We start from the raw sequence: 23,235 nt of genomic DNA on the forward strand, positions 1-23,235 counted from the left end.
ATGGCAAATCAAACAGTTGGAATCCTCGGCTTGGGGATTTTTGGACAGAGTATCATTGAGGCCTTGATTTCTCAAGATGTAGAAATCATTGCGATTGATAATCACGAAGAGACAATCAATCAGTATGAAGACATGATTGCCGTTGGTGTGATCGGGGACATTACTGATATGGAGCTTTTAGAGGCGGCAGACGTTGGGTCCTGTGATACGGTCATCGTAGCGACGGGAGAAAGTCTGGAATCCAGCGTCCTAGCGGTCATGCACTGCAAGGCATTGGGCGTTAAAAATGTCATTGCCAAGGTCAAAGATGAAGTAACTCAGCAGGTGCTGGAAAAGGTGGGAGCTGATCTGGTTATTCTGCCTGAAGTGGAGGCTGGTATTTCATTGGCTAAGACTATTCTCTTGAACCATTCGATTGAGGTCTTCCAGCTGGATGACGATGTAGTAGTGGCTGAGTTTGAACTGCCTGCTAGCTGGGTCGGGAAAACGGTCCGTGAAGTAGATGCTCGCAGGCTTTATCATCTTAATATTATCGGATACCGTCTGACAAAAAATCAGCCTTTGGAAAGCAAGTTTACTCCAGACTTTGTTTGGCCAGAAGGCGTCAGCATTATGGCTGTGACTGATAATCAGCATTTGGATAATTTACGTGAAATAGTGAAGTAGCAGCTAGGAGTCCAATCGGGACCAACTATCGGTAGTTCTTAGGAACTCGGCACCTTTCTATTATATGAAGAAAAAATCGATACATAGGAGCTCTTTCAGGGCTCTTTTTTGAAACCAGTTGTAAAATTTGTTATACTACCACTAGAAAAGGAGTGATTTTATGAGCTTAACCAGCCAGATCATTACAGCAGATTTTCCGGATTTGGATAAGGTAGAAGCCTTGAATAATGAAGCTTTCCCAGAAGAGGAAAGGATACCGCTCAGTGAATTTTTACGATATGAGGAACAGGAGGATGCTAATTTTTTCGCCTTTTATCATGAAAAGGAATTTGTTGGTTTTGCCTTTGCCATCTCCAACGCGCAAGCCTTTTATGTTAGTTTCTTTGCTATTATGCCCCACTTGCGCAGCCATGGCTATTGCGGTGAAATCATCGAAAAGCTGGTCAATTTCTATCAGCGAACCATGCTTTTAGAAATCGAGCGCCTAGATGAGCCGTGTGATAATCTTGAACAGCGTCAGGCTCGCTGGGAATTTTATAAAAGCAAGGGTTTCCGCTCGTCGAATGCATTTCTGGAATATGAGGATCTTAGCTTTGAAATTCTTGATCGAGGGGATTCTTTTGACGAAGAATCTTTTTCGATACAAAGTCCTTGCCAGCCTTCCTCGCACTCATCCCAGTAGAAAAAGCGCTCCAGATTTTTAGGTCTGCCAAATAGTTTAGCTATGATTTTGGCTATTACAGGAATGCCCGTATTTTCCAGTAGCTCAATATAGGGGCCTTGACTAAAGTATATTAAGGCATTGTTGTTTTTTTTCCTTCTGCCGTATTCGACGACAAAACCCTTTTCTTCCCATTCCTTGACCGCCTGCCGTAAGCCTTTTACCTTGTAAATCAGATGGCCGCTTCTTATCATAGTAGCCCCTCCTTTTCGTATTCTGCCTTTACCTTAGCATAGATTTTTAGGAAAAACAAGCCTTGAGATTAGCCTTCATTCACAGTGCAAGCAACTGCCTCTTGTGATACGATCCTTGGTTGAATATGAAAAAATTCTGGTATAGGGGTGTCCTTATTCTGCTAGTAAAATAGCTATCTCTCAGATAGTAGTGTGTGCCCAAATAATATTTTTAAGAATTGATTGGAAACATTATGAAAGAAAAAATCATCAAAACGAAAGTAGGACAGTTATTTGTATCTTATCAACCTGCGGAAAAGATTGCTGTATTTTTAAGCGGTGCAGGGAGTCTGCCGACCTATGAAAATTTTTTGCCAGTCATTCGGAAGTTACCTAAAAATTGGGGCTATTTAACAATAGATTACCCTAATGCTGGCCGAAGCCCACTCGAAAATCAAGAAAATTTTGTTTTGGACGATTTGGTTCAATCTATTATAGAGGTTTTATCACATTTTAAAGTCCTCCAGTATGTTATTTGCGCGCACAGTATTAGTGGTCTTGTAGCAGTTAAAGTTGCTGAGTCAGAGCCGTTTTGTCAGGGATTAATCTTGATTGAGCCGACCACTTATTCTGTTCTATATGGAGAATTAGCTCAGAATCCTTATCCCGAATTTTTATCCTTACAGGAGAAAGTTCAGACGCTCGGTGGGGGATATGAATATCTGAAAAAATTAGGACAAGAGAGTTTTTCAGTAGCTGATTTTAAAATCTTATGGGCTAAGGCAGAAAAGAGTTCTGATAGATTAAAATCTGTACAAGAAGGATTTCAACATTACTGCGGTATCGCAAAAAGCGATTTTCAAAACTTAGATATTTCTTTTCAATTCCCGATTTTTATCCTGAGTCAGGCCTATCGAGAACAAGAATATAAAGATTCCGAATTTGCTTCACAAAATACTCAGATTATTTTAGGAGGCAACCATCATTATTTACATTGGAGTCATTCAGAAAAGATAGTTGAGCTTCTTTTGAAGTGTGATGGGCAAGATGTATACAAACTTTAATAGTATATTGAAAGCGGGAATAAAAAAAACATACTAAAATAGCTGAGATTTTAATCTCAGCTATTTTAGTACATATTTATGAGGGTTTTATCCCAGAATCTCAGCAATAGCATCTCGAATCTCCTGAACGGTTGCGGATTTGCTATGGTTACTGGTATCAAACTCGATATATTGGCCATCATCATCAACAGTTCCCCCGACAGGCCCTTCGGATCCATCGACTGATGTTCCAATGGCAGGGGGGATGCTTGTGTCTGCATAGTCTATATCAATAACGATGATGCGCGTATTGGCCTCTAAATCATCTATCATTGGAAGAGACGATGCGGAGGTCATGTTCTGACTAGCATAGTATTCTAGGAAAGCCTTGATGGTTAGGTTATCAATTTGAGCAATTTTTTCGTCAAGGGCTGAGATATTTCTAGTTTCCCTTGTTTCATTTTCCATTGCTTGGCCTTTTTTGACCTGTGTCAAAGCAGTCAGACTGGCAGCTGTTGTGGCTATAAGAGCAGTAGAGAGCAGGAGTTTGCTTAACTTTTTTCCCATAGGTATCACCAACTTCTTTCTAGTTTTGCGTAAATACACTTGGGTATTTATAGTGTTGAGGTTCTATATGTATAATTATACGTTAAACAGCAACTTTAATCAAATAAATATAGGCAAGGGAATTCCCCCTTATCTCCCTTGTACATTCCCCTATATCATGATAAAATACTAGGCAGAGTATAATATGTTGGAGTCGAGATGAATTATTTTAATGTTGGAACAATTGTCAATACGCAAGGTCTGCAAGGTGAGATGCGGGTTTTGTCAGTGACGGATTTTGCAGAAGAGCGTTTTAAAAAAGGCAATACCCTTGCCCTGTTTGACAAGAAAGATCAGTTTGTCATGGATGTGGAGATTGCTAGCCATCGCAAGGTCAAGAACTTTGATATTATCAAGTTTAAGGGGATGTACCACATCAATGACATTGAGAAATTCCGTGATTTCACTCTGAAAGTCCGAGAGGAAGATTTGACGGACTTGGAAGACGGAGAATTTTACTACCATGAAATCATCGGCCTTGAAGTCTATGAAAATGACATTCTTCTTGGTACGATTAAGGAAATTCTGCAGCCAGGAGCCAATGATGTCTGGGTGGTCAAGCGTAAAGGCAAGCGCGACTTGCTTCTGCCTTATATTCCGCCAGTGGTGCTGGGGATTGATATTGAGCAAGGTCGGGTTGATGTAGAGATACCGGAAGGACTGGATGATGAAAATTGATATTTTGACTCTCTTTCCGGAGATGTTTGCTCCCTTGGAGCACTCTATCGTCGGTAAAGCTCGGGAAAAAGGTCTCTTAGAAATCAACTACCACAATTTCCGAGAAAAGGCTGAAAAATCCCGGCATGTAGATGACGAGCCATACGGCGGAGGCCAGGGTATGCTGCTACGGGCCCAACCTATTTTTGATGCCTATGATGCCATTGAAAAAAAGCAACCGCGTGTGATTTTGCTGGATCCTGCTGGTCGGACTTTTGACCAAGCCTATGCTGAGGAACTGTCTAAGGAAGAGGAGCTCATTTTCATTTGTGGCCATTACGAAGGCTATGATGAGCGGATCAAGACCTTAGTGACAGACGAAATCTCGCTTGGGGACTATGTTCTTACTGGGGGAGAATTGGCAGCTATGACTATGATTGATGCTACAGTTCGCCTGATTCCAGAGGTTATTGGAAAGGAAGCCAGTCATACAGATGACAGTTTTTCGTCTGGACTATTGGAATATCCTCAGTACACTCGGCCTTATGACTATCGGGGTATGGTTGTTCCTGAAGTCCTTATGAGCGGCCATCATGAAAATATCCGCAAGTGGCGTCTCTATGAAAGTCTGAAAAAGACCTATCTAAGACGTCCAGACTTGCTGGAACGCTATCAAATGACGGCCGAAGAAGAAGCAATGTTAGAAGAAATTCGACAAGCTCAATCGGACTGACAAGCAAAGTTAACTCTTAGAAAGAATCTAGGAGTTTTTGCTTTATTCGATACAGAAATGCTCATTTTTGTTGGAAAAACCATCTTATTTTTCTAATACAACATTTTTGTAACTAAAATGTAATAAAAAAACTATTAAAAGGATACGTTTGCTACTAGTTAATACTAGCGTTTTGTGATAGTATATTACTATGCGGGCTGCTATACCCAGGTTAATTATAGTATGTGAGATTATAAAAAGGAGATTGATTATGGAAAAGAAAATAGGCAAGTCTGTTGTAGCGACTGGTATCGCGGCTACAACTATTATTTCTGGTGGACTGACCCATCAAGTGCACGCGGATGAGTTGGTTGAATCAACTGTAACAGCTCCACAAGCGACTGAAGTAACTGGGAAACCAGTGACAGCAGCAGATGTAGCTGTTGCCCAAGAAAATGCTGAAGCTGCCAAAGCTAAACTCGATGAGCAAAGATCGATAGTAGATACTGCTAAAACAGAAGCTGAAGATGCAAAAACTAGCGTGAAAGTTGCTGAAGCCGCTGTTGAGACTGCTAAAGAAATGCAGGCAGAAGCAACAGAAGAAAATGTTGCTAAAGCGGAGACAGAAGCAAAAACAGCAGAGCAAGAGGTTAGCGCGAAAGATGCTGCTGTTCGAGAAGCAGCGGCTAAAGCTGCCAAGGCAGACCAAGCAGTTAAAGATCAAGCAAATACTATTAAAGCGAGTCAATCTCTTGTAGATGTTGCAGAGACTGAATTGAAACAAGCTAAAACACCACTTAACTCAGAAGAGCAAGCTGTAGCAACTGCTAAGAGTCAGCAAAGTCAAGCACAGAATGCTTTAGACAATGCAAAGTCTGAACTGACAAAGGCAGAACAAGCAGCGTCTTCTGCTCCACAAGTGCAGGCTGAAATCCAGAATAAAATCAATCAGGCAAAGGAATCTTTGGGTCAAACCAATCAAGCTATTAGCTCTCTTGAAGGACAGATTCCGGCTGCCGAGAAAGCAGCAGCAACAGCTCCTGTTGACCTTCGCAATACGACTTATTCTCAATTTTTAGAAAATGTTCGTAACAATGCGGCTAATCAGGATATTCGTGATGCTGCTAACAATGCTCTTGCAGTTTACCAACGCGGACAAAATGAATTTGGTATTTCAGTTAATTCTGACCCAACAAGTCCAGCTAGTCTAGAAAATAACCTTCAAGCTTTGGAGTTGGTTAAGGCCATTAATGCTTACCGTCGTAATGCCGGCTTACAAGAGTTATTGGTTGATCCGTATGCGAATGTGGCCAGCCAGATTCAGACTATCTACTTTGAGCGCAATAACTGGCACATGGGTAAGCTGATTGGTAACGAGAATGTGGCGATTAGTTTTGACCCGCAAGGGGCTGTCAATTTCTGGCATAGTGAAAAAGCTCTCTACCAAGAGATTGCAGCACAATATGGACTGCCTACAGATGAAACTCAGATTGATGCTAATGCCATCTATATGAGAGTTGGAGCAGGTGTATTTGCTCAGATTGGTCACTATGTTCAGATGATGGACAATAAAGCCAATGCTATCTCAGCGGCTTATGATAAACATCCAAACCAATGGGGTACTCCTCATGGTACATCCGAAGTTGGTTTCCATCATATTAGCAACTTTGACCAACGTGTTAATAATGGTACTTTGCTAACTGTTGCTGCTATGGAGCAGTTGTTGCGTGCTGGTGGAGGTCGTTCTGCGGGTTCTAACGCAAATGTTACAGCACTTAAGAATCAATTGGCTGAACTCAAGGCTCAAAAAGTTGGTCAGGAATCAGCTATCAATATCCTCAATGCTCAATTAGCTGATGCTCAAAAGGCAGCGGCAGATCAAATTGCAGCAGTTGAAGCAGCTCGTCAGAAGGTAGCAACTGCTGAAAATAATCTAGCTTTGACCAAGCAAAATGTTGCCCTTAAGCAGGAAGCTCTCGACAGAGCAACAGCTAAGATTGCAGCAAACCTAGCACCTTATCAGACTAACTTGAGCAATGCTCAGGCAGTTTTAGCAGCAGCTAAGGATAAGTTGGCAGAACTTCAGTCAGCTCAAGAAGCTGCAAAAGCTAATTTGGGAACTGCTCAAGAGGACTTCATGGCTGCTCAAAAGACATTAGCAGCAGCTAAAAAGAAAGTTATTGATCTAAAAAATGCTCCTCAATTACTAGCAGAAGCTGAGCGGGAGTTGGCAGAAGCGCAGCTTGATTTTGAAGCTAAACAAGCAATCTTAAATCAAGAAACTGCAACTTTAGCTGTTCTTGAAGAGGCTTACAACAGTCTTCAAGCCAATTATGAAACTCTCTTGAATATCTTGAACCAAGCATCTCTCCTTTATGGAAATGCTCTGAACAGCAACTATCGCTCAGGTGAAGATAAACAGCCTCTAACTGCTGTAAAAGGCGGAGCTGCTGGTCCAGGTACAGAGGATGAATCTAAGAAAGATTCAGATGCTAAGACTGCAGAAGTTCATGCCAATACTCGTGAAGTTAAAGGAGCAACTACAGGCGCTGTTCAAGCGGCAGGTGGTGGTGCATTTACTGATTTTGTTGTAAATCCTGCAGCTCAGCTAGCTAGTGTGGCTACAACAGCTGATAAGGCTCCAACAGTTCCTGCTATTCTGCCAAATACTGGTTCAGAAGCAGAACGCCTAGCAATTTTTGGTATGGCACTTGGTGCAGCTGCCTTTTTGGGAACCAACAAGCGCCGTCGCAGAGACGAAGATTATAATTAAAGAAATACAAAATGAGGCTGGAATAATTTCCAGACTCATTTTTTTGTCTATAGCTAATAAGCAATCGCATATAAAAAGGAAAGAGAAGCTAAGTTCTGCATTTTCTAAGATAAAAACTTCCGATATTAACTGTCGGAAGTTTTCAATATACATAATAGATTTTATTTGACTGCTCCGCCTGTTACACCTTCTACGTAGTATTTCTGCATGAAGATGAAGAGAAGAGTGATTGGGATAGCGATGATAATCGCTCCAGATGTAAAAGGTAGGAACCATTTATTGATGGCGTCCTTATTAAGCATTTGGAAAAGTCCCAAAGCAACCGTGTATTTTTCCTTGACATCGCCTAGGATGACAGAGGCAAAGATGAAGTCAACCCATGGTCCCATGAAAGCCATAAGCGCTGTATAAACGATAATCGGCTTTGACAGCGGCAGTGTGATAGTCCGGAAGATTTGGAAGCGAGTCGCTCCGTCGATCATAGCGGATTCGTCCAAAGAATATGGGATGGTATCAAAGAAACCTTTAGCTATATAGAAGCCTAGAGCTGCTCCAGCTGAATAAACCAGAATCAGTGAGGTCAGGGTTTGTGTCAAATTGAGTGCTTTCAAGATGTAGTAAACCGCAATCATAGACATGAAGCCTGGGAACATGTTAAGAACCAAAGCCAGCTTGAGGAAACGGTTTTTATGCTTGAATTTGATACGACTGAGTGAGTAAGCCATACCCACAGTAATCAAAGTAGACAGGATACAAGTGGCTGTCGCAACAATTAGGGTATTCATAAACCACTGAACAAAAGGATATGTGTTGTTATTAAACAGTCTGATATAGTTATCAAGTGTATAGGTTTTAGGGAAGAAGTAAGGGACCGCATTAGAACCTTCACCACGGAAGCTGGTCAGAAAAATCCAGATAATCGGCGTTAGCCAGATGAGTGCTAAAACAGTCAGTAAGACATAAATCCCTAATAAACTGAGTTTTTTTCTATTTTTCATTATTTAGCAGTTCCTTCCTTGAATGATGCGGATCTAGTATAGGCTAAGAGACTGAAGGCTGCAGAGATTGCAAAGATCAGGATACCGATAACAGATGCCAGATTGTAGTCCTTGGCAGAAACGGTCAGTTTATAGAGCCAGGTAACCAAAAGGTCAGTTGAACCTGCCTGATAGTAGGAAGAGTTAGTAGGTCCACCGCCTGTCAGGAAGTAGATCACGTTGAAGTTGTTGATGTTCCCGATAAACTGTTGGATGAGTGATGGCGCCATAATCAAGAGAATTTGAGGGAAAGTAATACTCTTGAAGATTTGAAGCTTGCTAGCTCCATCAATCTCAGCAGCTTCGATTTGCTCGCTAGGTAGGTTCATGATAATCCCAGTCGCTACCAGCATGGTAAATGGAATACCAATCCACATATTGACAAGGATGATTGAGAACTTAGCCCACACAGGGTCACTCAAGAATGGAATTGGATGCTGAATGAGATGGAGGCTTTGCAATAATCCGTTCAAAGGTCCATTGTCATTCAGGAAATTACGCATCAAGAGCAGGGATACGAATTGTGGAACTGCGATAGTAATAACGAAGAGTGTCCGCCAAACTTTCTTGTACTTGAGACCTTTTGTATTGAGCAAGAGAGCTAAAACGATTCCGAAGAAGAAAGTAGTAGCTGTCGCAGCAACCGCCCAAATCAAGGTCCAGCCTAAAAGTGGGAAGAAGGTGCTAGCCATACGACCTGAGAAAACATCACCAAAGCTAGAGAAGCCAACCCAGTCAAAGAGTGACTTAGGAGCTGGATGCTTATGGTCAAAGTTAGTAAAGGCCAAGCAGATCATGTAGATCAGAGGTAGGATGGTAAAAAGCAGTACTCCGATAAGAGGAATGCTCATTAAGCCCATGTGGAAACGGCCGTCTGCAAGCGTCTTGAAGTCCTCAACGAAGTTAGGAATCTTCTGACCAGACTGTTTAAGAGCCATTAAGTGGCGAGCACTTTTCAGGTTGCACCAGTAGATGTAGGCGAAGACTGCACAGAAGATAAGAGAAGCAAGTCCAAAAATCAGCATCAGCATAGAGTTGTCACCCGCTACTTGAACGGTGATTTCCAAGCCGTTAACTTTTTTGATAGCCTCTCCTTGCTCTTGAGTTCCCAATGTAATCATGCCGCCAATAGCTGGTATGATTTGAACTGCAAAAGCAATCAGGAAAGCAATTTCTGAGAAGAGGAAGAGCAGCCCCTTGATGAATTGTTTATGTACGAGGTTGCTCAGCCCCATTATCAGAAAAGAGAGTTTGACATCCCAGGTTCCCTCTTTAAAGACCTGAAACATGGATGCATTGTCATAAGATGACTGAGTCATAGTATTCTCCTTATATTTACAAAGAAAGAAGTGAGAAGGCTGCCCCCCTCACTTCAATGCTTATTTAAATTTGCTTGAGTATTATTTAGCTGCTGCTAAATCTTTATCAAACTGTTGTAATTTTGCGAGGTATTGATCTTCACCAAATTTACCGTTGTAAGCATCGCTGAGGATTGCAGCACTTTCAGTCCAGAAGACAGACATTTGGCTAAGTTTAGGCATAACTGTTGTGTAGGTATCAGAAGATCCCATTGTGATAACAGCTTGTGCCAATGCATCTTTCTTCACATCTTCAGACTCTTGTACTTCTTTGTTAGCTGGGATGATGTGACGTCCTTCAAACTTGAATTGGTTTTCTTGGCTTTCTTTGCTAGTAAGAGCTTGAGCCAGTTTGTAGCTTGCTGCGATACGTTCAGTGTCGCCATTTGAAGGTGTTTGGTTAACTGCGTAAAGTTTTACACCTAGGAATGCTTTTTGTTGAACGTCTTGTCCACCGATATTAACAGTTGGATAAACAGAGATACCAAGGTTGTCTTTACCGACAGCTTTTTCAGCAGCTGCATAGTCCCATGGACCAGATTGGAAAGCGTCAACTGAACCATCTTCAAATTTAGCAAGAAGGTTAGCAGCATCTACGTTTACAAAACCACTGTTATTCTTTTGAGCTGCAATGAACTTCAGAACGTTCACACCAGCTTCGTTACCCCAGTTTGTTCCGTCTACTTGTTCACCATCTTTACCAAAGAGAGTGTCGCCAACAGAAAGGAAGAGTGGAGCAGTAGCGTAAGCATTAACTTCTTTCAAGTTTCCGCCGAATTTAGCTTTAGATGTAATTGTTTCGTATGATTTAACATCGTCAGCAGAAAGTTTTGACTTGTTGTAGTAGGTTACTTGTGACTCGATACCAAATGGGAAAGCATAAGTTTTTCCTTTATACTGAGCACCAATCGCTGCTTGTTCTGTATCGTTTTTCTTGATTTCTTCTGCCATATTAGAAGGAACTTCTTGAATAGCTCCAGCTTCAACTAATTTACCAAGTTGGTCGTGTGGCAGAGAGAAAACATCGGCAGCAGTACTAGCATCTTTTGTCAAATTTTCCTGAGCGTTTGGATCTTCCATTTCGACTACGTCAACCTTGTAGCCTGATTCTTTCTCGAACTTGCTAACTGTATCAGAGTAAGAATCTTTAGCACCAGTTGGTACCCAAAGTTTCAAGGTCTTGCTATCAGCTTTAGAAGAAGAGCTCTCCTTGCTGCTATTTGAGCTACAAGCTGCTAAGAGCGTTCCTGCAGCCAGCAAGCTGACACTGCCCAATACTACTTTTTTCCATGTTTTCATTCCTATTTCCTCCCGGAATTTTTATTTACAATTCTATTATGCAACCGTTTGCAATTTTTGTCAAGTCTTTTTTTGAAATTTTTTTAAAAATATATTAATTTTTCTAAAATTTTTCTATTTTATTTCTGTTTATTTAATCAAAGCCTATTAAAATAGCTGTGCAATCGCTTGCTTGATTTTTACTTAGAAAACGCTTTATTATGAAGAAAATCATGTTTCTTTTGAAATAGATTTTTAGCACTTGTAAGAAGATATGAAAAGAAGTTATAGTTCAGCATTACCTATGAAAGGAATCAAACTTATGATTTTCTAATAATCTAGTGTCTACCTGTTGAATGCTTCCCTTTTCTGCTATAATAGACCTATGAACAAGCTAATCCAATCAAAGCTGGAACTGTTGCCGACCAGTCCTGGCTGTTACATTCACAAAGACAAAAACGGTACCATTATCTATGTCGGTAAAGCAAAGAACCTTCGCAATCGAGTTCGTTCTTATTTCCGTGGCAGTCATGATACCAAGACGGAGGCTCTGGTTTCTGAGATTGAGGATTTTGAGTTTATTGTCACCGAGTCCAATATTGAGGCTTTGCTTCTTGAGATTAATCTAATCAAGGAAAACAAGCCCAAGTACAATATCATGCTCAAGGACGATAAGTCCTATCCATTTATCAAGATTACCAATGAGACCTATCCGCGCCTCATCATCACGCGCCAAGTCAAAAAGGACGGTGGGCTTTATTTTGGTCCTTATCCGGATGTTGGAGCGGCCAATGAAATCAAGCGGCTTTTAGATCGGCTCTTTCCTTTTCGTAAGTGTACCAATCCACCTGAAAAGGTCTGCTTTTACTACCATCTGGGGCAGTGCAAGGCCCACACTATTTGCCAGGTAGACAGCCAGTATTTCAAGGAGCTAGCCCAGGAGGTGGCAGCCTTTCTCAAGGGTCAGGATGACCAGATTATTGAGGATTTACGGGGAAAAATGGCTGGCGCAGCTCAAGCAATGGAGTTTGAAAAGGCAGCAGAGTACCGCGACTTGATTCAGTCCATTGGCACCCTGCGAACCAAACAGAGGGTCATGGCCAAGGATTTGCAGAATCGGGATGTCTTTGGCTACTATGTGGATAAGGGCTGGATGTGCGTACAGGTTTTCTTTGTCCGTCAGGGGAAGTTAATCGAGCGTGACGTCAACCTTTTTCCTTATTACAATGATCCGGACGAAGATTTTCTGACTTATATCGGCCAGTTCTATCAGGAAAAATCCCACCTCAAGCCCAATGAAATTTTGATCCCAGCTGATATTGACGAAGAATCTGTCCGAGCCATGGTGGATACCAAGGTGCTTAAGCCCCAGCGAGGCGAGAAGAAGCAGTTGGTCAATCTGGCTATCAAAAACGCCCGAGTCAGTCTCCAGCAGAAATTTGACCTCTTGGAGAAATCTATTGAAAAGACTCAAGGGGCTATTGAGAATCTAGGGCAGCTCCTTAACATTCCTACACCTGTTCGTATTGAGTCTTTTGATAACTCCAACATCATGGGGACCAGTCCTGTATCAGCTATGGTGGTCTTTGTCAATGGTAAACCAAGTAAGAAGGACTATCGCAAGTATAAGATCAAGACTGTGGTAGGACCTGATGACTACGCTAGTATGCGAGAGGTCATTAAGCGCCGCTATAGTCGGGTAATTCGTGACGGACTAACTCCACCAGACTTGATTGTCATTGACGGTGGACAGGGCCAAGTCAATGTCGCTAAAGAAGTTATTCAGGAGCAGCTGGGATTGGATATTCCCATCGCTGGACTGCAAAAAAATGACAAGCACCAAACTCATGAATTGCTCTTTGGTGACCCTCTGCAGGTTGTAGAATTATCCCGGAATTCGCAGGAATTTTTCCTACTCCAGCGTATCCAAGATGAAGTCCACCGCTTTGCTATTACCTTCCACCGCCAACTCCGGTCTAAAAATTCTTTTTCATCCCAGCTAGATGGCATTGAAGGCTTGGGACCAAAACGCAAGCAAAATCTTATGAAACACTTCAAATCTCTAACCAAGATTAAAGAAGCCAGTGTTGACCAAATCGTCGAAGTCGGCGTACCACGAGCTGTAGCAGAAGCAGTGCGGGAGAAGTTGAATCCAGTAGACCAGCAGAAAACATCCTTGTCAGAAGTAGCAGAGCCACAGGTGGATTTAGAATAGACAAATCTCATATGAGGACTGTGTATGCAGAATTTCTTTAATAATTAGGAAAAAATTAACAGAAATGGATGGACTATTATAATGCCTATAATGTTTGACAATAAAATAATTTTGTATTATAATATGTCTATTCTTTATTAATAGGAGACAGTAATGAGAAAAATTATTACAGCTAGTGTAGCGCTTTTATCAGTTATAACTTTAGCAGCATGTTCTGGAAAAACAACATCAGATTCTTCTGAAAAAGCTTCAAGTTCTGTAGAAAAAACATCTACTTCAAAGAGTAAATCAAGTAGCTCTGAAACTTCATCAAAAACAGCTAGTTCAGATGCAGAAATCCCAGAAATTGTTCTTTTGACAGATGAAGAAATCGACAATGCTAAAACAATTGGTGACATGAAAGCCCTCTTTAGTAAGTTGATTGATAATTATAAAAAGTACATAAATGAAATCGGGGCTAAAGTACCTGAGGCTGGGAAAGAAGCATACAATCAACAAGTAGAACCAGCGATTCAGTCTATGGAAACTTCAAGAGAGACATTTAATGAAACCCTTTCAAGTGTTGGTTCAGATGATACAGAAGTTCCAGAACAAAATCGTGCTTTATTTGCTCAGCAATTGAAAACAGGACGTGATGCCATGAAGAAGGCGATTGAGGGTGCTTATAAAGCTCTTGCTCCACTTACGTCAGCTCAGTAATATCTACAAAGTAGGTGACTATCACCTGCTTTTTTTATTCCTAAAATTTAAAATCAATCGAAGAAAGAGTATTTGAGAGAAAGCCTAAAATATTCATAACAGTTACGGTGTAAAGTTTCTCCCAGTGAAAAAACTCCTGCAAACTCTTACAAAATATGATAAAATGAAGCTAATATATTTAGAAAAGGATGCGACTTATGAAATTTCTAGAACTCAATAAAAAGCGTCATGCGACCAAGCATTTCAATGACAAACCTGTGGATCCAAAGGATGTTCGCACAGCCATTGAAATTGCAACGTTGGCACCCAGTGCCCACAATAGTCAGCCATGGAAGTTCGTTGTGGTGCGGGAGCATAATCAAGCTTTGGCTGAAACAGCTTTCGGTGGAAATGTGGACCAGATTAAGGAAGCACCAGTGACCATTGCTCTCTTTACGGATACAGATTTGCCCAAACGGGCTCGCAAGATTGCGCGTGTGGCTGGAGTTAAGAATTTCTCTGATGAGCAACTCCAGTTTTACATGCAGAATCTGCCAGCTGAGTTTGCTCGCTATAGTGAACAGCAAAAGAGCGATTATTTAGCTCTCAACGCTGGTCTGGTGGCCATGAATCTTGTTCTGGCTCTGACTGACCAAGGTATCGGATCTAACATTATCTTAGGTTTCGATAAATCAAAGGTTAATGAGGTTTTGGAAATTGATGAGCGTTTCCGTCCAGAACTCTTGATTACGGTTGGTTATACAGATGAAAAACTAGAACCAAGTTATCGTTTGCCGGTTGATGAAATCATTGAGAAACGTTGATATAATTGCGTTTGTGATTTAATTCGTAATAATATCGATTTAAATCGAATTATAGATTGAGGTAATATAATGACAATTGATTTTAAAGCGGAAGTTGAAGAACGCAGAGAAGCTCTCTTAGCTGACCTGTTCAGTCTTTTGGAAATCAACTCAGAGCGGGACGATTCCAAGGCGGATAAGGAACATCCTTTTGGACCTGGACCTGTTCAAGCTCTGCATAAGTTTTTAGAAATTGCTGAACGCGATGGTTATGAAACGAAGAATGTGGACAATTATGCTGGTCACTTTACTTTTGGTGAGGGTCCGGAAGAACTTGGGATTTTTGCTCACATGGATGTAGTCCCTGCCGGGAGTGGCTGGAATACAGATCCTTACAAACCTGAAATTATTGATGGTAAGCTTTATGCGCGTGGTTCATCTGATGATAAAGGGCCAACTATGGCTTGTTACTATGGTTTGAAAATCATCAAAGACTTGGGCTTGCCAGTATCGAAGCGTGTGCGCTTTGTGGTGGGGACAGACGAGGAATCCGGTTGGCAAGACATGGACTATTATTTCAAGCATGTCGGTTTGCCTGAGCCAGACTTTGGTTTCTCACCAGATGCGGAATTTCCAATCATTAATGGTGAAAAAGGGAATATCACAGAATATCTCCACTTTGGTAACAGTAATGATGGCAGCTTTAAACTCAAGAGCTTCACAGGTGGACTTCGCGAGAATATGGTGCCAGAATCAGCGACAGCTATTTTTACAGCAGCAGTTGATGCAGCGGAATTGGATGTCAAATTACAAGACTTTGCTGCTGCCCACAAGGTTTCAGCTAGTCTAAAAGAAAATGGCGACGCTCTTGAAGTGACAGTTATTGGGAAATCAGCTCATGGTTCTACACCAGAGGATGGTATCAATGGAGCAACCTATTTAGCTCTCTTCCTTAACCAATTTGACTTTGGTGGTGACGCTAAGGCTTATCTGGAAGTGGCAACTCAAGTTCTGCATGAGGACTTTGCTGGTGAGAAATTAGGAATTGCTTATACTGATGCTAAAATGGGCGCTCTTAGCATGAATGCTGGTGTTTTCCATTTTGACAGTGCTAAAGCTGATAATACTATTGCTTTGAACATCCGTTACCCGCAAGGAACTGATCCGAAAACAATTCAAACCGATCTTGAAAAAGTTGCTGGTGTTGTGTCAGTAAGCCTATCTGAGCACGGACACACTCCACACTATGTCCCAGCAGATGATGAATTGGTAGCAACTCTTTTGAGTGTTTATGAAAAACAAACGAGTCTCAAAGGACATGAGCAAGTCATTGGAGGTGGAACCTTTGGCCGTCTTTTGAAGCGCGGTGTGGCTTTTGGCGCCATGTTCCCAGACTATGTCAACACCATGCACCAAGCCAACGAATTTACTGATGTAGAAGACCTTTTCCGTGCTGCGGCCATTTATGCGGAGGCTATCTACGAATTAATCAAATAAAAAAGAAGAACTCGTTTGGTCTTGCCAAATGAGTTTCTTTGCAAGGAGCTGCCATGCATACATTAGAAGATATTACTAAGGCCATCATGGCCGACCCAGAAAATCAAGAATTTACAAAGCAGGGAATCAAGCCGCTCTTTGCGGCACCAAAGAATGCTCGGATTAACATTGTTGGTCAAGCGCCGGGGCTGAAAACTCAAGAGGCAGGGCTTTACTGGAAAGATAAGAGCGGTGACCGGCTGAGAACATGGCTTGGTGTTGATGAAGATACCTTTTATAATTCTGGCTACTTTGCGGTTTTACCCATGGATTTTTATTTTCCGGGACATGGGAAGTCTGGAGATTTACCACCTCGTAAGGACTTTGCGGACAAATGGCATCAGCCGATTTTAGAGCTTTTGCCAGATATTGAGCTGACCATTTTGATTGGTCAGTATGCACAGAAATACTATCTGCATCAAAAAGGAAATATCAAGCTGACCGAGACAGTTCAGCATTATCAAGACTATCTGCCTGATTTTTTCCCTTTGGTACACCCATCGCCCCGCAACCAAATCTGGATGGCTAAAAATCCTTGGTTTGCAGAGCAGGTTGTGCCAGACCTGCAAGCATTGGTACAAAAGATTATTCATCAATAAAGGAGAAAAACTATGGATGCTTATCAACAAGTAGCAAATAAGTTGCACGAGTTGGGAATCACCTTTGATGTGGTGGAGCACCCACCTGCATTTACGACAGAGCAAGCAGATAGCTATATTGAAGGCATGGAAGGAGTTCGAACTAAGTCCATGTTTTTGACCAACAAAAAGAAAACTCAGTATTATCTTCTAATTATGGATGACAAGAAGAGTCTGGACATGGATTTGTTTAAAGAGCTGGTTTCAGCCAACCGTATTCGTATGGCTTCATTGGACTCCTTGGCTGAGAAAATGAGCCTATCAGCAGGAACGGTTTCACCTTTTGGTCTGCTTAACAATGAGGAAAGAGATATTCAAGTTTATTTTGATAAAGAGATTTTTGACGAAGAACGCATGACTTTCCATCCTAATACTAATGAAAAAACTATTTTTGTCTCTACAAGAGATTTATTTAAATTCTTGCAAGATTTAGGTTATTCTTACCAAGTTCTTGAGCTTTAACTAACCGTTTTGCTGAGTTAGAGGAACGCTATCCAGCTTCTCTTTCGAGTGATTAAACCTAGCAGATTGGTATCACTCGTTTGCTAGCACCTCTGTACCTCTATCTTGATCTTGGATGAAGGACGTGTCCAGCCACTTGGTTTCCCTCAGGAGATTCTCCAACAGCTAGCTAATGGTTTTGTCAAAGAATTATTAGATCTTGCAGGAATCTAACTGATTTTTTGAAAAGTCTAAGCTTAGAATGCTAAACTTTGTAGAAAGCGAGGTGATTCTATGGAAACGATGAAAGCTATAGTTATTTACGAAGCGGGTGGCCCAGAAAAGCTTCTGCTGGAAGAAAGACCGATTCCACAACTTCAAGAAGGCTGGACCTTGGTCAAGGTTAGAGGATTTGGAATTAACCACTCAGAGATTTTTACTCGTGAGGGTTTATCGCCTAGTGTCGCCTTCCCTCGGATTTTAGGTATTGAGTGTGTTGGCCAAGTGGCCAAGACGACTCGAGCAGATTTAGAGATTGGCCAGAAAGTGGTTTCTATCATGGGAGAAATGGGGCGAGCTTTTGACGGTTCTTATGCTGAGTATGTCCTTCTGCCGAATGATCAAATTTATACAGTTGAGACCAATCTGACCTGGACTGAGCTGGCAGCAGTGCCAGAAACCTATTATACTGCTCTAGGCTCCATGAAAAATCTGCGCATTGAGCCCAATGACAAGATTTTGGTTCGGGCTGCCACTAGCGGTGTCGGTTTGGCCTTCGCTCGTCTGGTCAAGGCACAGTTTCCAGACACACATATCGTGGGCTCGGTTAATAGCGGTTCTAAACAATTTCTGCTCAAACACCAAGCCTACGACGATATCATCATAGACCAGGATGGCCGACTGGAAACAGAGGATAAGTTTGATAAAATCCTTGAGTTGGTTGGTCCAGCAACTGTCAAGGATTCTTTTGATCATATCGCTGAGGGGGGGATTATCTGTGTGACCGGACTCTTGGGAGGTCAGTGGGAGCTGGATGATTTCAACCCAATTGAAGAAATTAAAAACAACAGTTTTCTGACAAGTTTTCACTCAGCTCATGTGAGTCAAGACTTGATGGATGAATTATTTGACTATATTGACCGCTATCAGGTCAATGTTATACCAAGGCGTGTCTTTTCCCTAGAGCAAGTGCCCAAAGCTCATGCTTTTATAGAGGGGACGGCAGGTTTTGGAAAAATTGTGATTATGAATGAATAGGAGAAAAATGATGCAAAAAATTAGTGCGAAAGATTTATATGACAAATTGCAGGCAGAAGAACTGCAGTTGATTGATGTCCGCGAGGTGGACGAATTTACAGCTGGACATGTCTCTGGAGCTCAGAATCTGCCTCTCAGCAGCCTACCGGAGAATTATGGGCAATTGGATAAGCAAATCCCCTACCATATCATCTGCCAAAAAGGAGGTCGTTCAGCGCGTGCCTGCGAATTTTTGGAAACCAAGGGTTACCAAGTAATCAATGTCGAAGGAGGAGTGGAAGCTTTTCCTGCTAAATTGACGTTATGACAAGCGATTAAGAAGAGCAAATGCCGGAATAGATTGAATTTCCGGACCTTTTTTTGTATACTATAGTAGTATAATAATTTATAGATAGGAGATATTTTATGTCAAAACAGGATTGGCTTGAATATTTTGAGGCCGTTAATGGACGCTCGGCTACAGAGGAAGAAATTGCCCAAGCATTGGCTGCCGGGGAATTTGTTGAAGCGGAACAGGTAAGTGCGGAGCAAGCCTCTAGTGAAGCTAGTCCGGCTTCATCAAGCTTTGAACAGCCGCAAAACTTCCAACAGCCTTTTGCTCAGCAGGCTTCTCAACAATATCAAGAAGTTCCTCAGCAACAAGCAAATCCAAATCAATTTGCAAATCAGGGACAAGCTTATCAGCAACAAGGATTTCAGCAAGCAAGTCCCTTTGCTGGACAGCCTCAGTCTTCTGGTCCGCAAGCTTATCAGAACAACCAGCAGCAAGGACAGTTCAATTCACAAATACCTCAACAAGGACCACAGGCTTATTACAGTCAGCAACCTCCTCAACCCAGCGAGTTTTCTAAAACAATGAAAGGTTTCTGGGCTTGGCTCGTTTCAGCTTGGAAATCACCGACATCTGAAGTTGAGAGCAGTAAGGTGAATGGTTACCTTTCTCTAGGTTTGACAGCGTTCTTTTTTGCTATTGTTGCAAACTACAATATTTTCAGTACCATTGGTATCATGAGTTTTGGTATGTATAATGGACCGACTTTTAATTTCAAAGTCTTCTTTGTTTCTCTGATAGCAGCGGCTCTCTTCCTTTTTTCTATTATTTTAGGTGGTTTTGTTGTGAAGCGTTTGGTCTACCAAGATAGAAGTTTTACCTTTAATAAGGCTTTTGATTGGTACGGCCGACTGTATGCTATTGTTCTTCCATTTATTGCTGCTTCAGCTCTGTTTGCTCTGTTGGGTGTTATTCATTTATCTCTGTTCTTCACATGGATTGGACTTTTGTTGATCGGAGTTGGAGCGACCTTTGCTTTGATTTATTCCAAGACAAACAATTCTATGGATCCTTTTTATAAATATCTATTGGCCATTATTATCAATGGTGTGATTACAATTATCTTCTCTTTCATCGCTTTTTCTCTACTGGCTAGTATCATAATGATGTAATAATTGGAGGAGATTTATGGCAACAAAAGAAAAATGGGTTGATCTCTTTGAAAAAGTAATTGGTCGAAAACCAACTGCAAGTGAGTTCCAAGCCGGCAAACAATCTAACTTTGATCCAAAAAAGATTAAGGAGATTGCAGGTGAAGCAGAGGAAGAAACCACAGATACTTCGTCAGTAGAAAATACTACTGATGAAGCTTCTGATAATCAAAATATTGTTCAGGAGACACCTTCTGAAGATTCTGTCACAGAAGAATCGGTTCAACCATCTTCCCAAGATGAGAAGCAAGGCGCATTTGAATCTAGCCAATATGAAGAACTTCGCAAGAATTGGCTGCAAGCTTTTGAAAATAATATTGGTCGAAAACCTACCAAAGAAGAATTTGCAGAAGCTAAGAGTCAAGGGTTCTCTAACTTGCCTATTCGGTCTGAACTGCTCGATTCGCAATTACCACAGAAGCCAGTAAAAAAGGCTAAAAAGAGAATATCCAAAAAGCAAGCAATCATGATTGGGGGTCCAACCCTTCTAGTTGCTGCTTTGATTGGAGCTTTCTTCTATCTAAACTCTATAACTGGGGTTAAAGTTGTTACAGACCATTTTGCAAAAGCAGTCTCTAGTAAAGACTTTGATGAAGTTGCAAGTCTTCTTTCTACTCAATCCGATAAGTGGACACGTGCTGAAGCAAGAGCTTTAGTTGAGCACCTAGAGAGCCAGGAGATTAATCTCGAAACTGAGCTAGATAACATTGTTGAGTCAAATGGCAAATCTGCTTATATCGATGACAACAATAATAAGATTTTAGGTGTTACTGAAAAGAGTAAGAAATTTGGTATTTTCCAGGAATATCAGATGGTTTCCTACCCAGTCAAAGTTAAAGTCAATACCAATTTGGATAATGCTACCATTAAACCTGGTGAGAAAAAAACTATTACTCTTAAGAAAAACACTGACACTGAATTGGGTGAATATCACTTTATCAAACAAGACTTTACTCTCAAAGGTAAGACGGATGTTGGAGATGTAGAGAGTAAGGTTCAGCTTGATTTAGCTAATGCTAAAGACAATGAAATCAAACTCGATCTCAAGTCTGAAAAGAAACAGCTAAAAATTACTATGCCTTCTGAAACTTCAAAAGCAACAGATATTAAAATCGTTGTTAATGGTAAAGAAAGTGGTAGCAGTTTGACCCCTGAGTTGCAGCTTGTTCCTTATCAAGAACTTGAAATTTATGCTAAGTTTACTATCTCTGATACTACCTTTACTACCAATAAAGAGACAGTAATTGTGGAAGATGATACTACTAATGTGAAATTATCGCTTCCTAAGGAAGTAGTTTCTAAGATTAGAGAAAAGAACGAAGAAGCGAAAAAGGTTGAGGCTCAAAAAGCAAAAGTCTCTACTTTCCTTAATGACTACCGCAGTGCTGTTTTCAGCTCAGTTTCTAACAGGAGCAACAACTATTCTCAATACTACGATACCTCTAGTGCAGTATATCGAGAAATGGTTGAGTGGACCACTGGTGGTGGTGTTAAGAAAGCGAAAATTAACTATTATGAGCCAGGAGCTTTGGATATCCGCGAAATCAAGGAAGAAAATGGTTCCTATATCGTGACAACATATGAGGACTATACGGTCCACTATACCGATAACACTCAAAATAGTGTAAATCGTAAAAATAAGACTTATTACTTGAAACCTAGCGGTGATTCTTTTGTAATCTATAATCTTGAAGTTTCAGAAGGTTGATATTATGACAATGAAATACAGTAAACTAATTTTTCTTGCAGCATCTGTTCTTGTTCTAGGCGCGTGTTCGTCAGGTAAAGACACTACTGGAGATAGCTCTGATAAACAAGCGGCTAGCTCAACCAGTACGGTTAAGAAACAAGATGCTGAAAAAGACAAAAATTCTAGCCAAGATACGGCAACATCTTCAGATAGGACTGATACTAAAAAGGAACAAAATCACGAGGCCAAAACTCTTGATCAAAATGTTTCTTATAACGGTAGCTACTACAGTGTCAAAGGGAAATATGATGAGATTCTTCTTGTCAACAAACACTATCCTTTGTCAGCTTCCTATAACCCAGGTGAGAATGCGACTGCTAAAGCAGAATTGCTCAAACTGATTGCAGACATGCAGGCACAAGGCTATGCCATTAGCGACCAATACAGTGGTTTCCGCAGCTATGATACTCAGACCGAGCTCTATCAAAACTATGTCAATCAGGACGGTAAGGCGGCTGCAGACCGCTATTCAGCTCGGCCAGGCTACAGCGAGCACCAGACCGGTTTGGCATTTGACTTGATTGATAAGAGTGGTAATCTCGTACAAGAAGCTGGAGCAAGTCAGTGGCTTCTAAATAATGCCTATAAATACGGTTTTATCGTTCGCTATCTAGAGGGTAAGGAAGGTTCAACTGGCTATATGCCTGAAAGCTGGCATCTGCGCTATATTGGCCAAGAAGCCAAGGAAATTGCTCAATCAGGCAAATCTTTAGAAGAATATTTTGGCATTACTGGTGGAGGCTATGAAGATCAGTAGTCACATCATCCATTAGAAGGAGGAAGAAAATGAAATTTTTTGTTACCAATCCCAATAATGATTTTGCAGAAACACCTGTGCAAGAAGAAGGCAGAATCATCCATCATCTGCATCTTGCCAAAGGAAAAGAAGTACCAGAGCACAGTGCTGATGCACTGGTAACAGTTGTTTGTTTGTCGGGAGATGTAAGCTTTTCTGCAGGAGAACAAACCGTTCGGTTAGTGGCAGGTTCCTTTTTAACGATGGAGCCCAATGAGCCACACAGCTTGGTCGGGGAGGAAGATAGCCACCTCTTAGTTATCAAACAACTAAAATATTAATAAATTCAAAATACTAGAAGCCGGAATAAATGCTTCTAGTATTTTTTACTACTTTTTAAGGCCTATTCATTTATATAGATAAAAACCCATAAGCAAGAAAAATTCAAACAGATTCTTTGATTCTTAAAACAAACTTAAGTTTAGCTTAAAAAAGGCTTAATATAAGCTTAAAATAAACTTAAACAAAAAACGGAATGATAGGGTGAGGAGTTTTTATAAATAAGTAATAAAAATAATTTACACAGTGTAAACCAAACTATAAACATTTTTCTATTATTTTGGTTCGTTAAAAAGAAGGTTTTATAGATTTTTAAAGATAAAAAACAGAAAAATA

Annotated in this window: 22 protein-coding genes and 1 pseudogene; 18 read left to right on the forward strand and 5 right to left on the reverse strand. The window is 41.0% G+C overall.

Features of this window, described 5'->3' with window-relative positions; translation table 11 throughout:
- Both RWS24_RS05375 and RWS24_RS05380 read left to right on the forward strand, forming a co-directional pair.
- Positions 1-666 (forward strand): TrkA family potassium uptake protein, encoded by a 666-nt coding sequence (locus RWS24_RS05375; RefSeq protein ID WP_314366019.1) that lies wholly within the window; start codon positions 1-3, stop codon positions 664-666.
- A 160-nt stretch (positions 667-826) separates the two neighbouring features.
- Positions 827-1,348 (forward strand): GNAT family N-acetyltransferase, encoded by a 522-nt coding sequence (locus RWS24_RS05380; RefSeq protein WP_314366020.1) that lies wholly within the window; start codon positions 827-829, stop codon positions 1,346-1,348.
- Here the strand turns inward: RWS24_RS05380 and RWS24_RS05385 are convergent.
- Positions 1,327-1,581 (reverse strand): annotated as a pseudogene (locus tag RWS24_RS05385) (VOC family protein); the annotation flags it as partial. The gene RWS24_RS05380 and the pseudogene RWS24_RS05385 sit on opposite strands and share 22 nt — an antisense overlap.
- A gap of 233 nt (positions 1,582-1,814) precedes the next feature.
- On the opposite strand from RWS24_RS05385, the gene RWS24_RS05390 reads away from it, so the two are divergent.
- Positions 1,815-2,624 carry an alpha/beta hydrolase gene (locus RWS24_RS05390; protein WP_314366021.1) on the forward strand — a complete coding sequence of 270 codons (810 nt, stop codon included), beginning with the start codon at positions 1,815-1,817 and terminating at the stop codon, positions 2,622-2,624.
- Positions 2,625-2,711: 87 nt separating this feature from the next.
- Here the strand turns inward: RWS24_RS05390 and RWS24_RS05395 are convergent, their stop codons facing one another.
- On the reverse strand, positions 2,712-3,170 hold the full coding sequence (locus RWS24_RS05395; RefSeq protein ID WP_314366022.1) for a hypothetical protein: 459 nt from the start codon (positions 3,168-3,170) through the stop codon (positions 2,712-2,714).
- 198 nt (positions 3,171-3,368) lie between these two features.
- Between RWS24_RS05395 and rimM the strand changes: the two genes are divergently transcribed.
- The 3 genes from rimM to RWS24_RS05410 all read left to right on the forward strand — a co-directional run bounded on the left by rimM (position 3,369) and on the right by RWS24_RS05410 (position 7,351).
- Positions 3,369-3,887 (forward strand): ribosome maturation factor RimM, encoded by a 519-nt coding sequence (gene rimM / locus RWS24_RS05400; protein WP_002915023.1) that lies wholly within the window; start codon positions 3,369-3,371, stop codon positions 3,885-3,887.
- On the forward strand, positions 3,877-4,599 hold the full coding sequence (trmD, locus tag RWS24_RS05405) for a tRNA (guanosine(37)-N1)-methyltransferase TrmD (protein WP_223322597.1): 723 nt from the start codon (positions 3,877-3,879) through the stop codon (positions 4,597-4,599). The genes rimM and trmD overlap by 11 nt, the downstream gene beginning before the upstream one ends.
- A gap of 190 nt (positions 4,600-4,789) precedes the next feature.
- Positions 4,790-7,351: a CAP domain-containing protein gene (locus RWS24_RS05410; RefSeq protein WP_314366023.1), complete on the forward strand. Its 2,562-nt coding sequence runs from the start codon at positions 4,790-4,792 to the stop codon at positions 7,349-7,351.
- Between the two features lie 161 nt (positions 7,352-7,512).
- Here RWS24_RS05410 and RWS24_RS05415 read toward each other — a convergent pair whose 3' ends face one another.
- The 3 genes from RWS24_RS05415 to RWS24_RS05425 all read right to left on the reverse strand — a co-directional run bounded on the left by RWS24_RS05415 (position 7,513) and on the right by RWS24_RS05425 (position 11,045).
- Positions 7,513-8,349 (reverse strand): sugar ABC transporter permease, encoded by an 837-nt coding sequence (locus RWS24_RS05415; RefSeq protein ID WP_268683860.1) that lies wholly within the window; start codon positions 8,347-8,349, stop codon positions 7,513-7,515.
- On the reverse strand, positions 8,349-9,707 hold the full coding sequence (locus RWS24_RS05420; protein ID WP_314366024.1) for a sugar ABC transporter permease: 1,359 nt from the start codon (positions 9,705-9,707) through the stop codon (positions 8,349-8,351). The genes RWS24_RS05415 and RWS24_RS05420 overlap by 1 nt, the downstream gene beginning before the upstream one ends.
- Positions 9,708-9,788: 81 nt before the next feature.
- Complete coding sequence (locus tag RWS24_RS05425; protein WP_314366025.1) at positions 9,789-11,045, reverse strand: extracellular solute-binding protein; 1,257 nt, start codon at positions 11,043-11,045, stop codon at positions 9,789-9,791.
- Positions 11,046-11,409: 364 nt separating this feature from the next.
- Between RWS24_RS05425 and uvrC the strand changes: the two genes are divergently transcribed.
- The 12 genes from uvrC to RWS24_RS05485 all read left to right on the forward strand — a co-directional run bounded on the left by uvrC (position 11,410) and on the right by RWS24_RS05485 (position 22,901).
- Positions 11,410-13,239, forward strand: coding sequence for an excinuclease ABC subunit UvrC (gene uvrC, locus RWS24_RS05430; RefSeq protein ID WP_314366026.1), 1,830 nt, complete (start codon positions 11,410-11,412; stop codon positions 13,237-13,239).
- 153 nt (positions 13,240-13,392) lie between these two features.
- Positions 13,393-13,938, forward strand: coding sequence for a hypothetical protein (locus RWS24_RS05435; protein ID WP_125444980.1), 546 nt, complete (start codon positions 13,393-13,395; stop codon positions 13,936-13,938).
- Positions 13,939-14,135: 197 nt separating this feature from the next.
- On the forward strand, positions 14,136-14,741 hold the full coding sequence (locus tag RWS24_RS05440; protein WP_268681447.1) for a nitroreductase family protein: 606 nt from the start codon (positions 14,136-14,138) through the stop codon (positions 14,739-14,741).
- Positions 14,742-14,810: 69 nt separating this feature from the next.
- Entirely contained in the window at positions 14,811-16,217 is a 1,407-nt protein-coding gene (gene pepV, locus RWS24_RS05445; protein WP_314366027.1) for a dipeptidase PepV, read from the forward strand.
- A 53-nt stretch (positions 16,218-16,270) separates the two neighbouring features.
- Positions 16,271-16,855, forward strand: coding sequence for a uracil-DNA glycosylase family protein (locus tag RWS24_RS05450; RefSeq protein ID WP_002897466.1), 585 nt, complete (start codon positions 16,271-16,273; stop codon positions 16,853-16,855).
- 12 nt (positions 16,856-16,867) lie between these two features.
- On the forward strand, positions 16,868-17,356 hold the full coding sequence (locus RWS24_RS05455; protein WP_314366028.1) for a prolyl-tRNA synthetase associated domain-containing protein: 489 nt from the start codon (positions 16,868-16,870) through the stop codon (positions 17,354-17,356).
- A 273-nt stretch (positions 17,357-17,629) separates the two neighbouring features.
- A complete protein-coding gene (locus RWS24_RS05460) occupies positions 17,630-18,592 on the forward strand; it encodes a zinc-binding alcohol dehydrogenase family protein (RefSeq protein ID WP_314366029.1) in 963 nt (320 codons plus the stop codon).
- Positions 18,585-18,899, forward strand: coding sequence for a rhodanese-like domain-containing protein (locus tag RWS24_RS05465; protein ID WP_314366030.1), 315 nt, complete (start codon positions 18,585-18,587; stop codon positions 18,897-18,899). The genes RWS24_RS05460 and RWS24_RS05465 overlap by 8 nt, the downstream gene beginning before the upstream one ends.
- 98 nt (positions 18,900-18,997) lie before the next feature.
- A complete protein-coding gene (locus tag RWS24_RS05470) occupies positions 18,998-20,035 on the forward strand; it encodes a DUF6574 domain-containing protein (protein ID WP_314366031.1) in 1,038 nt (345 codons plus the stop codon).
- 16 nt (positions 20,036-20,051) lie between these two features.
- Positions 20,052-21,782: a TcaA second domain-containing protein gene (locus RWS24_RS05475; RefSeq protein WP_314366032.1), complete on the forward strand. Its 1,731-nt coding sequence runs from the start codon at positions 20,052-20,054 to the stop codon at positions 21,780-21,782.
- A 4-nt stretch (positions 21,783-21,786) separates the two neighbouring features.
- Positions 21,787-22,581: an LD-carboxypeptidase LdcB/DacB gene (ldcB, locus tag RWS24_RS05480; protein WP_399553767.1), complete on the forward strand. Its 795-nt coding sequence runs from the start codon at positions 21,787-21,789 to the stop codon at positions 22,579-22,581.
- Positions 22,582-22,610: 29 nt separating this feature from the next.
- The gene (locus RWS24_RS05485) at positions 22,611-22,901 is read left to right on the forward strand and encodes a cupin domain-containing protein (protein WP_002895366.1); all 291 of its coding nucleotides are present in this window, start codon (positions 22,611-22,613) and stop codon (positions 22,899-22,901) included.
- Positions 22,902-23,235: the final 334 nt, after the last annotated feature.

It is taken from the genome of uncultured Streptococcus sp. (assembly GCF_963528215.1).
Classification (GTDB): Bacteria; Bacillota; Bacilli; order Lactobacillales; family Streptococcaceae; genus Streptococcus.

What these genes read in the sequence shown, in the direction of transcription:
- RWS24_RS05375 (WP_314366019.1), top strand. Translation starts at nt 1, where the DNA reads ATGGCAAATCAAACAGTTGGAATCCTCGGCTTGGGGATTTTTGGACAG.
- RWS24_RS05380 (WP_314366020.1), top strand. Translation starts at nt 827, where the DNA reads ATGAGCTTAACCAGCCAGATCATTACAGCAGATTTTCCGGATTTGGAT.
- RWS24_RS05390 (WP_314366021.1), top strand. Translation starts at nt 1,815, where the DNA reads ATGAAAGAAAAAATCATCAAAACGAAAGTAGGACAGTTATTTGTATCT.
- RWS24_RS05395 (WP_314366022.1), bottom strand. Translation starts at nt 3,170, where the DNA reads ATGGGAAAAAAGTTAAGCAAACTCCTGCTCTCTACTGCTCTTATAGCC.
- rimM (WP_002915023.1), top strand. Translation starts at nt 3,369, where the DNA reads ATGAATTATTTTAATGTTGGAACAATTGTCAATACGCAAGGTCTGCAA.
- trmD (WP_223322597.1), top strand. Translation starts at nt 3,877, where the DNA reads ATGAAAATTGATATTTTGACTCTCTTTCCGGAGATGTTTGCTCCCTTG.
- RWS24_RS05410 (WP_314366023.1), top strand. Translation starts at nt 4,790, where the DNA reads ATGCGGGCTGCTATACCCAGGTTAATTATAGTATGTGAGATTATAAAA.
- RWS24_RS05415 (WP_268683860.1), bottom strand. Translation starts at nt 8,349, where the DNA reads ATGAAAAATAGAAAAAAACTCAGTTTATTAGGGATTTATGTCTTACTG.
- RWS24_RS05420 (WP_314366024.1), bottom strand. Translation starts at nt 9,707, where the DNA reads ATGACTCAGTCATCTTATGACAATGCATCCATGTTTCAGGTCTTTAAA.
- RWS24_RS05425 (WP_314366025.1), bottom strand. Translation starts at nt 11,045, where the DNA reads ATGAAAACATGGAAAAAAGTAGTATTGGGCAGTGTCAGCTTGCTGGCT.
- uvrC (WP_314366026.1), top strand. Translation starts at nt 11,410, where the DNA reads ATGAACAAGCTAATCCAATCAAAGCTGGAACTGTTGCCGACCAGTCCT.
- RWS24_RS05435 (WP_125444980.1), top strand. Translation starts at nt 13,393, where the DNA reads ATGAGAAAAATTATTACAGCTAGTGTAGCGCTTTTATCAGTTATAACT.
- RWS24_RS05440 (WP_268681447.1), top strand. Translation starts at nt 14,136, where the DNA reads ATGAAATTTCTAGAACTCAATAAAAAGCGTCATGCGACCAAGCATTTC.
- pepV (WP_314366027.1), top strand. Translation starts at nt 14,811, where the DNA reads ATGACAATTGATTTTAAAGCGGAAGTTGAAGAACGCAGAGAAGCTCTC.
- RWS24_RS05450 (WP_002897466.1), top strand. Translation starts at nt 16,271, where the DNA reads ATGCATACATTAGAAGATATTACTAAGGCCATCATGGCCGACCCAGAA.
- RWS24_RS05455 (WP_314366028.1), top strand. Translation starts at nt 16,868, where the DNA reads ATGGATGCTTATCAACAAGTAGCAAATAAGTTGCACGAGTTGGGAATC.
- RWS24_RS05460 (WP_314366029.1), top strand. Translation starts at nt 17,630, where the DNA reads ATGGAAACGATGAAAGCTATAGTTATTTACGAAGCGGGTGGCCCAGAA.
- RWS24_RS05465 (WP_314366030.1), top strand. Translation starts at nt 18,585, where the DNA reads ATGAATAGGAGAAAAATGATGCAAAAAATTAGTGCGAAAGATTTATAT.
- RWS24_RS05470 (WP_314366031.1), top strand. Translation starts at nt 18,998, where the DNA reads ATGTCAAAACAGGATTGGCTTGAATATTTTGAGGCCGTTAATGGACGC.
- RWS24_RS05475 (WP_314366032.1), top strand. Translation starts at nt 20,052, where the DNA reads ATGGCAACAAAAGAAAAATGGGTTGATCTCTTTGAAAAAGTAATTGGT.
- ldcB (WP_399553767.1), top strand. Translation starts at nt 21,787, where the DNA reads ATGACAATGAAATACAGTAAACTAATTTTTCTTGCAGCATCTGTTCTT.
- RWS24_RS05485 (WP_002895366.1), top strand. Translation starts at nt 22,611, where the DNA reads ATGAAATTTTTTGTTACCAATCCCAATAATGATTTTGCAGAAACACCT.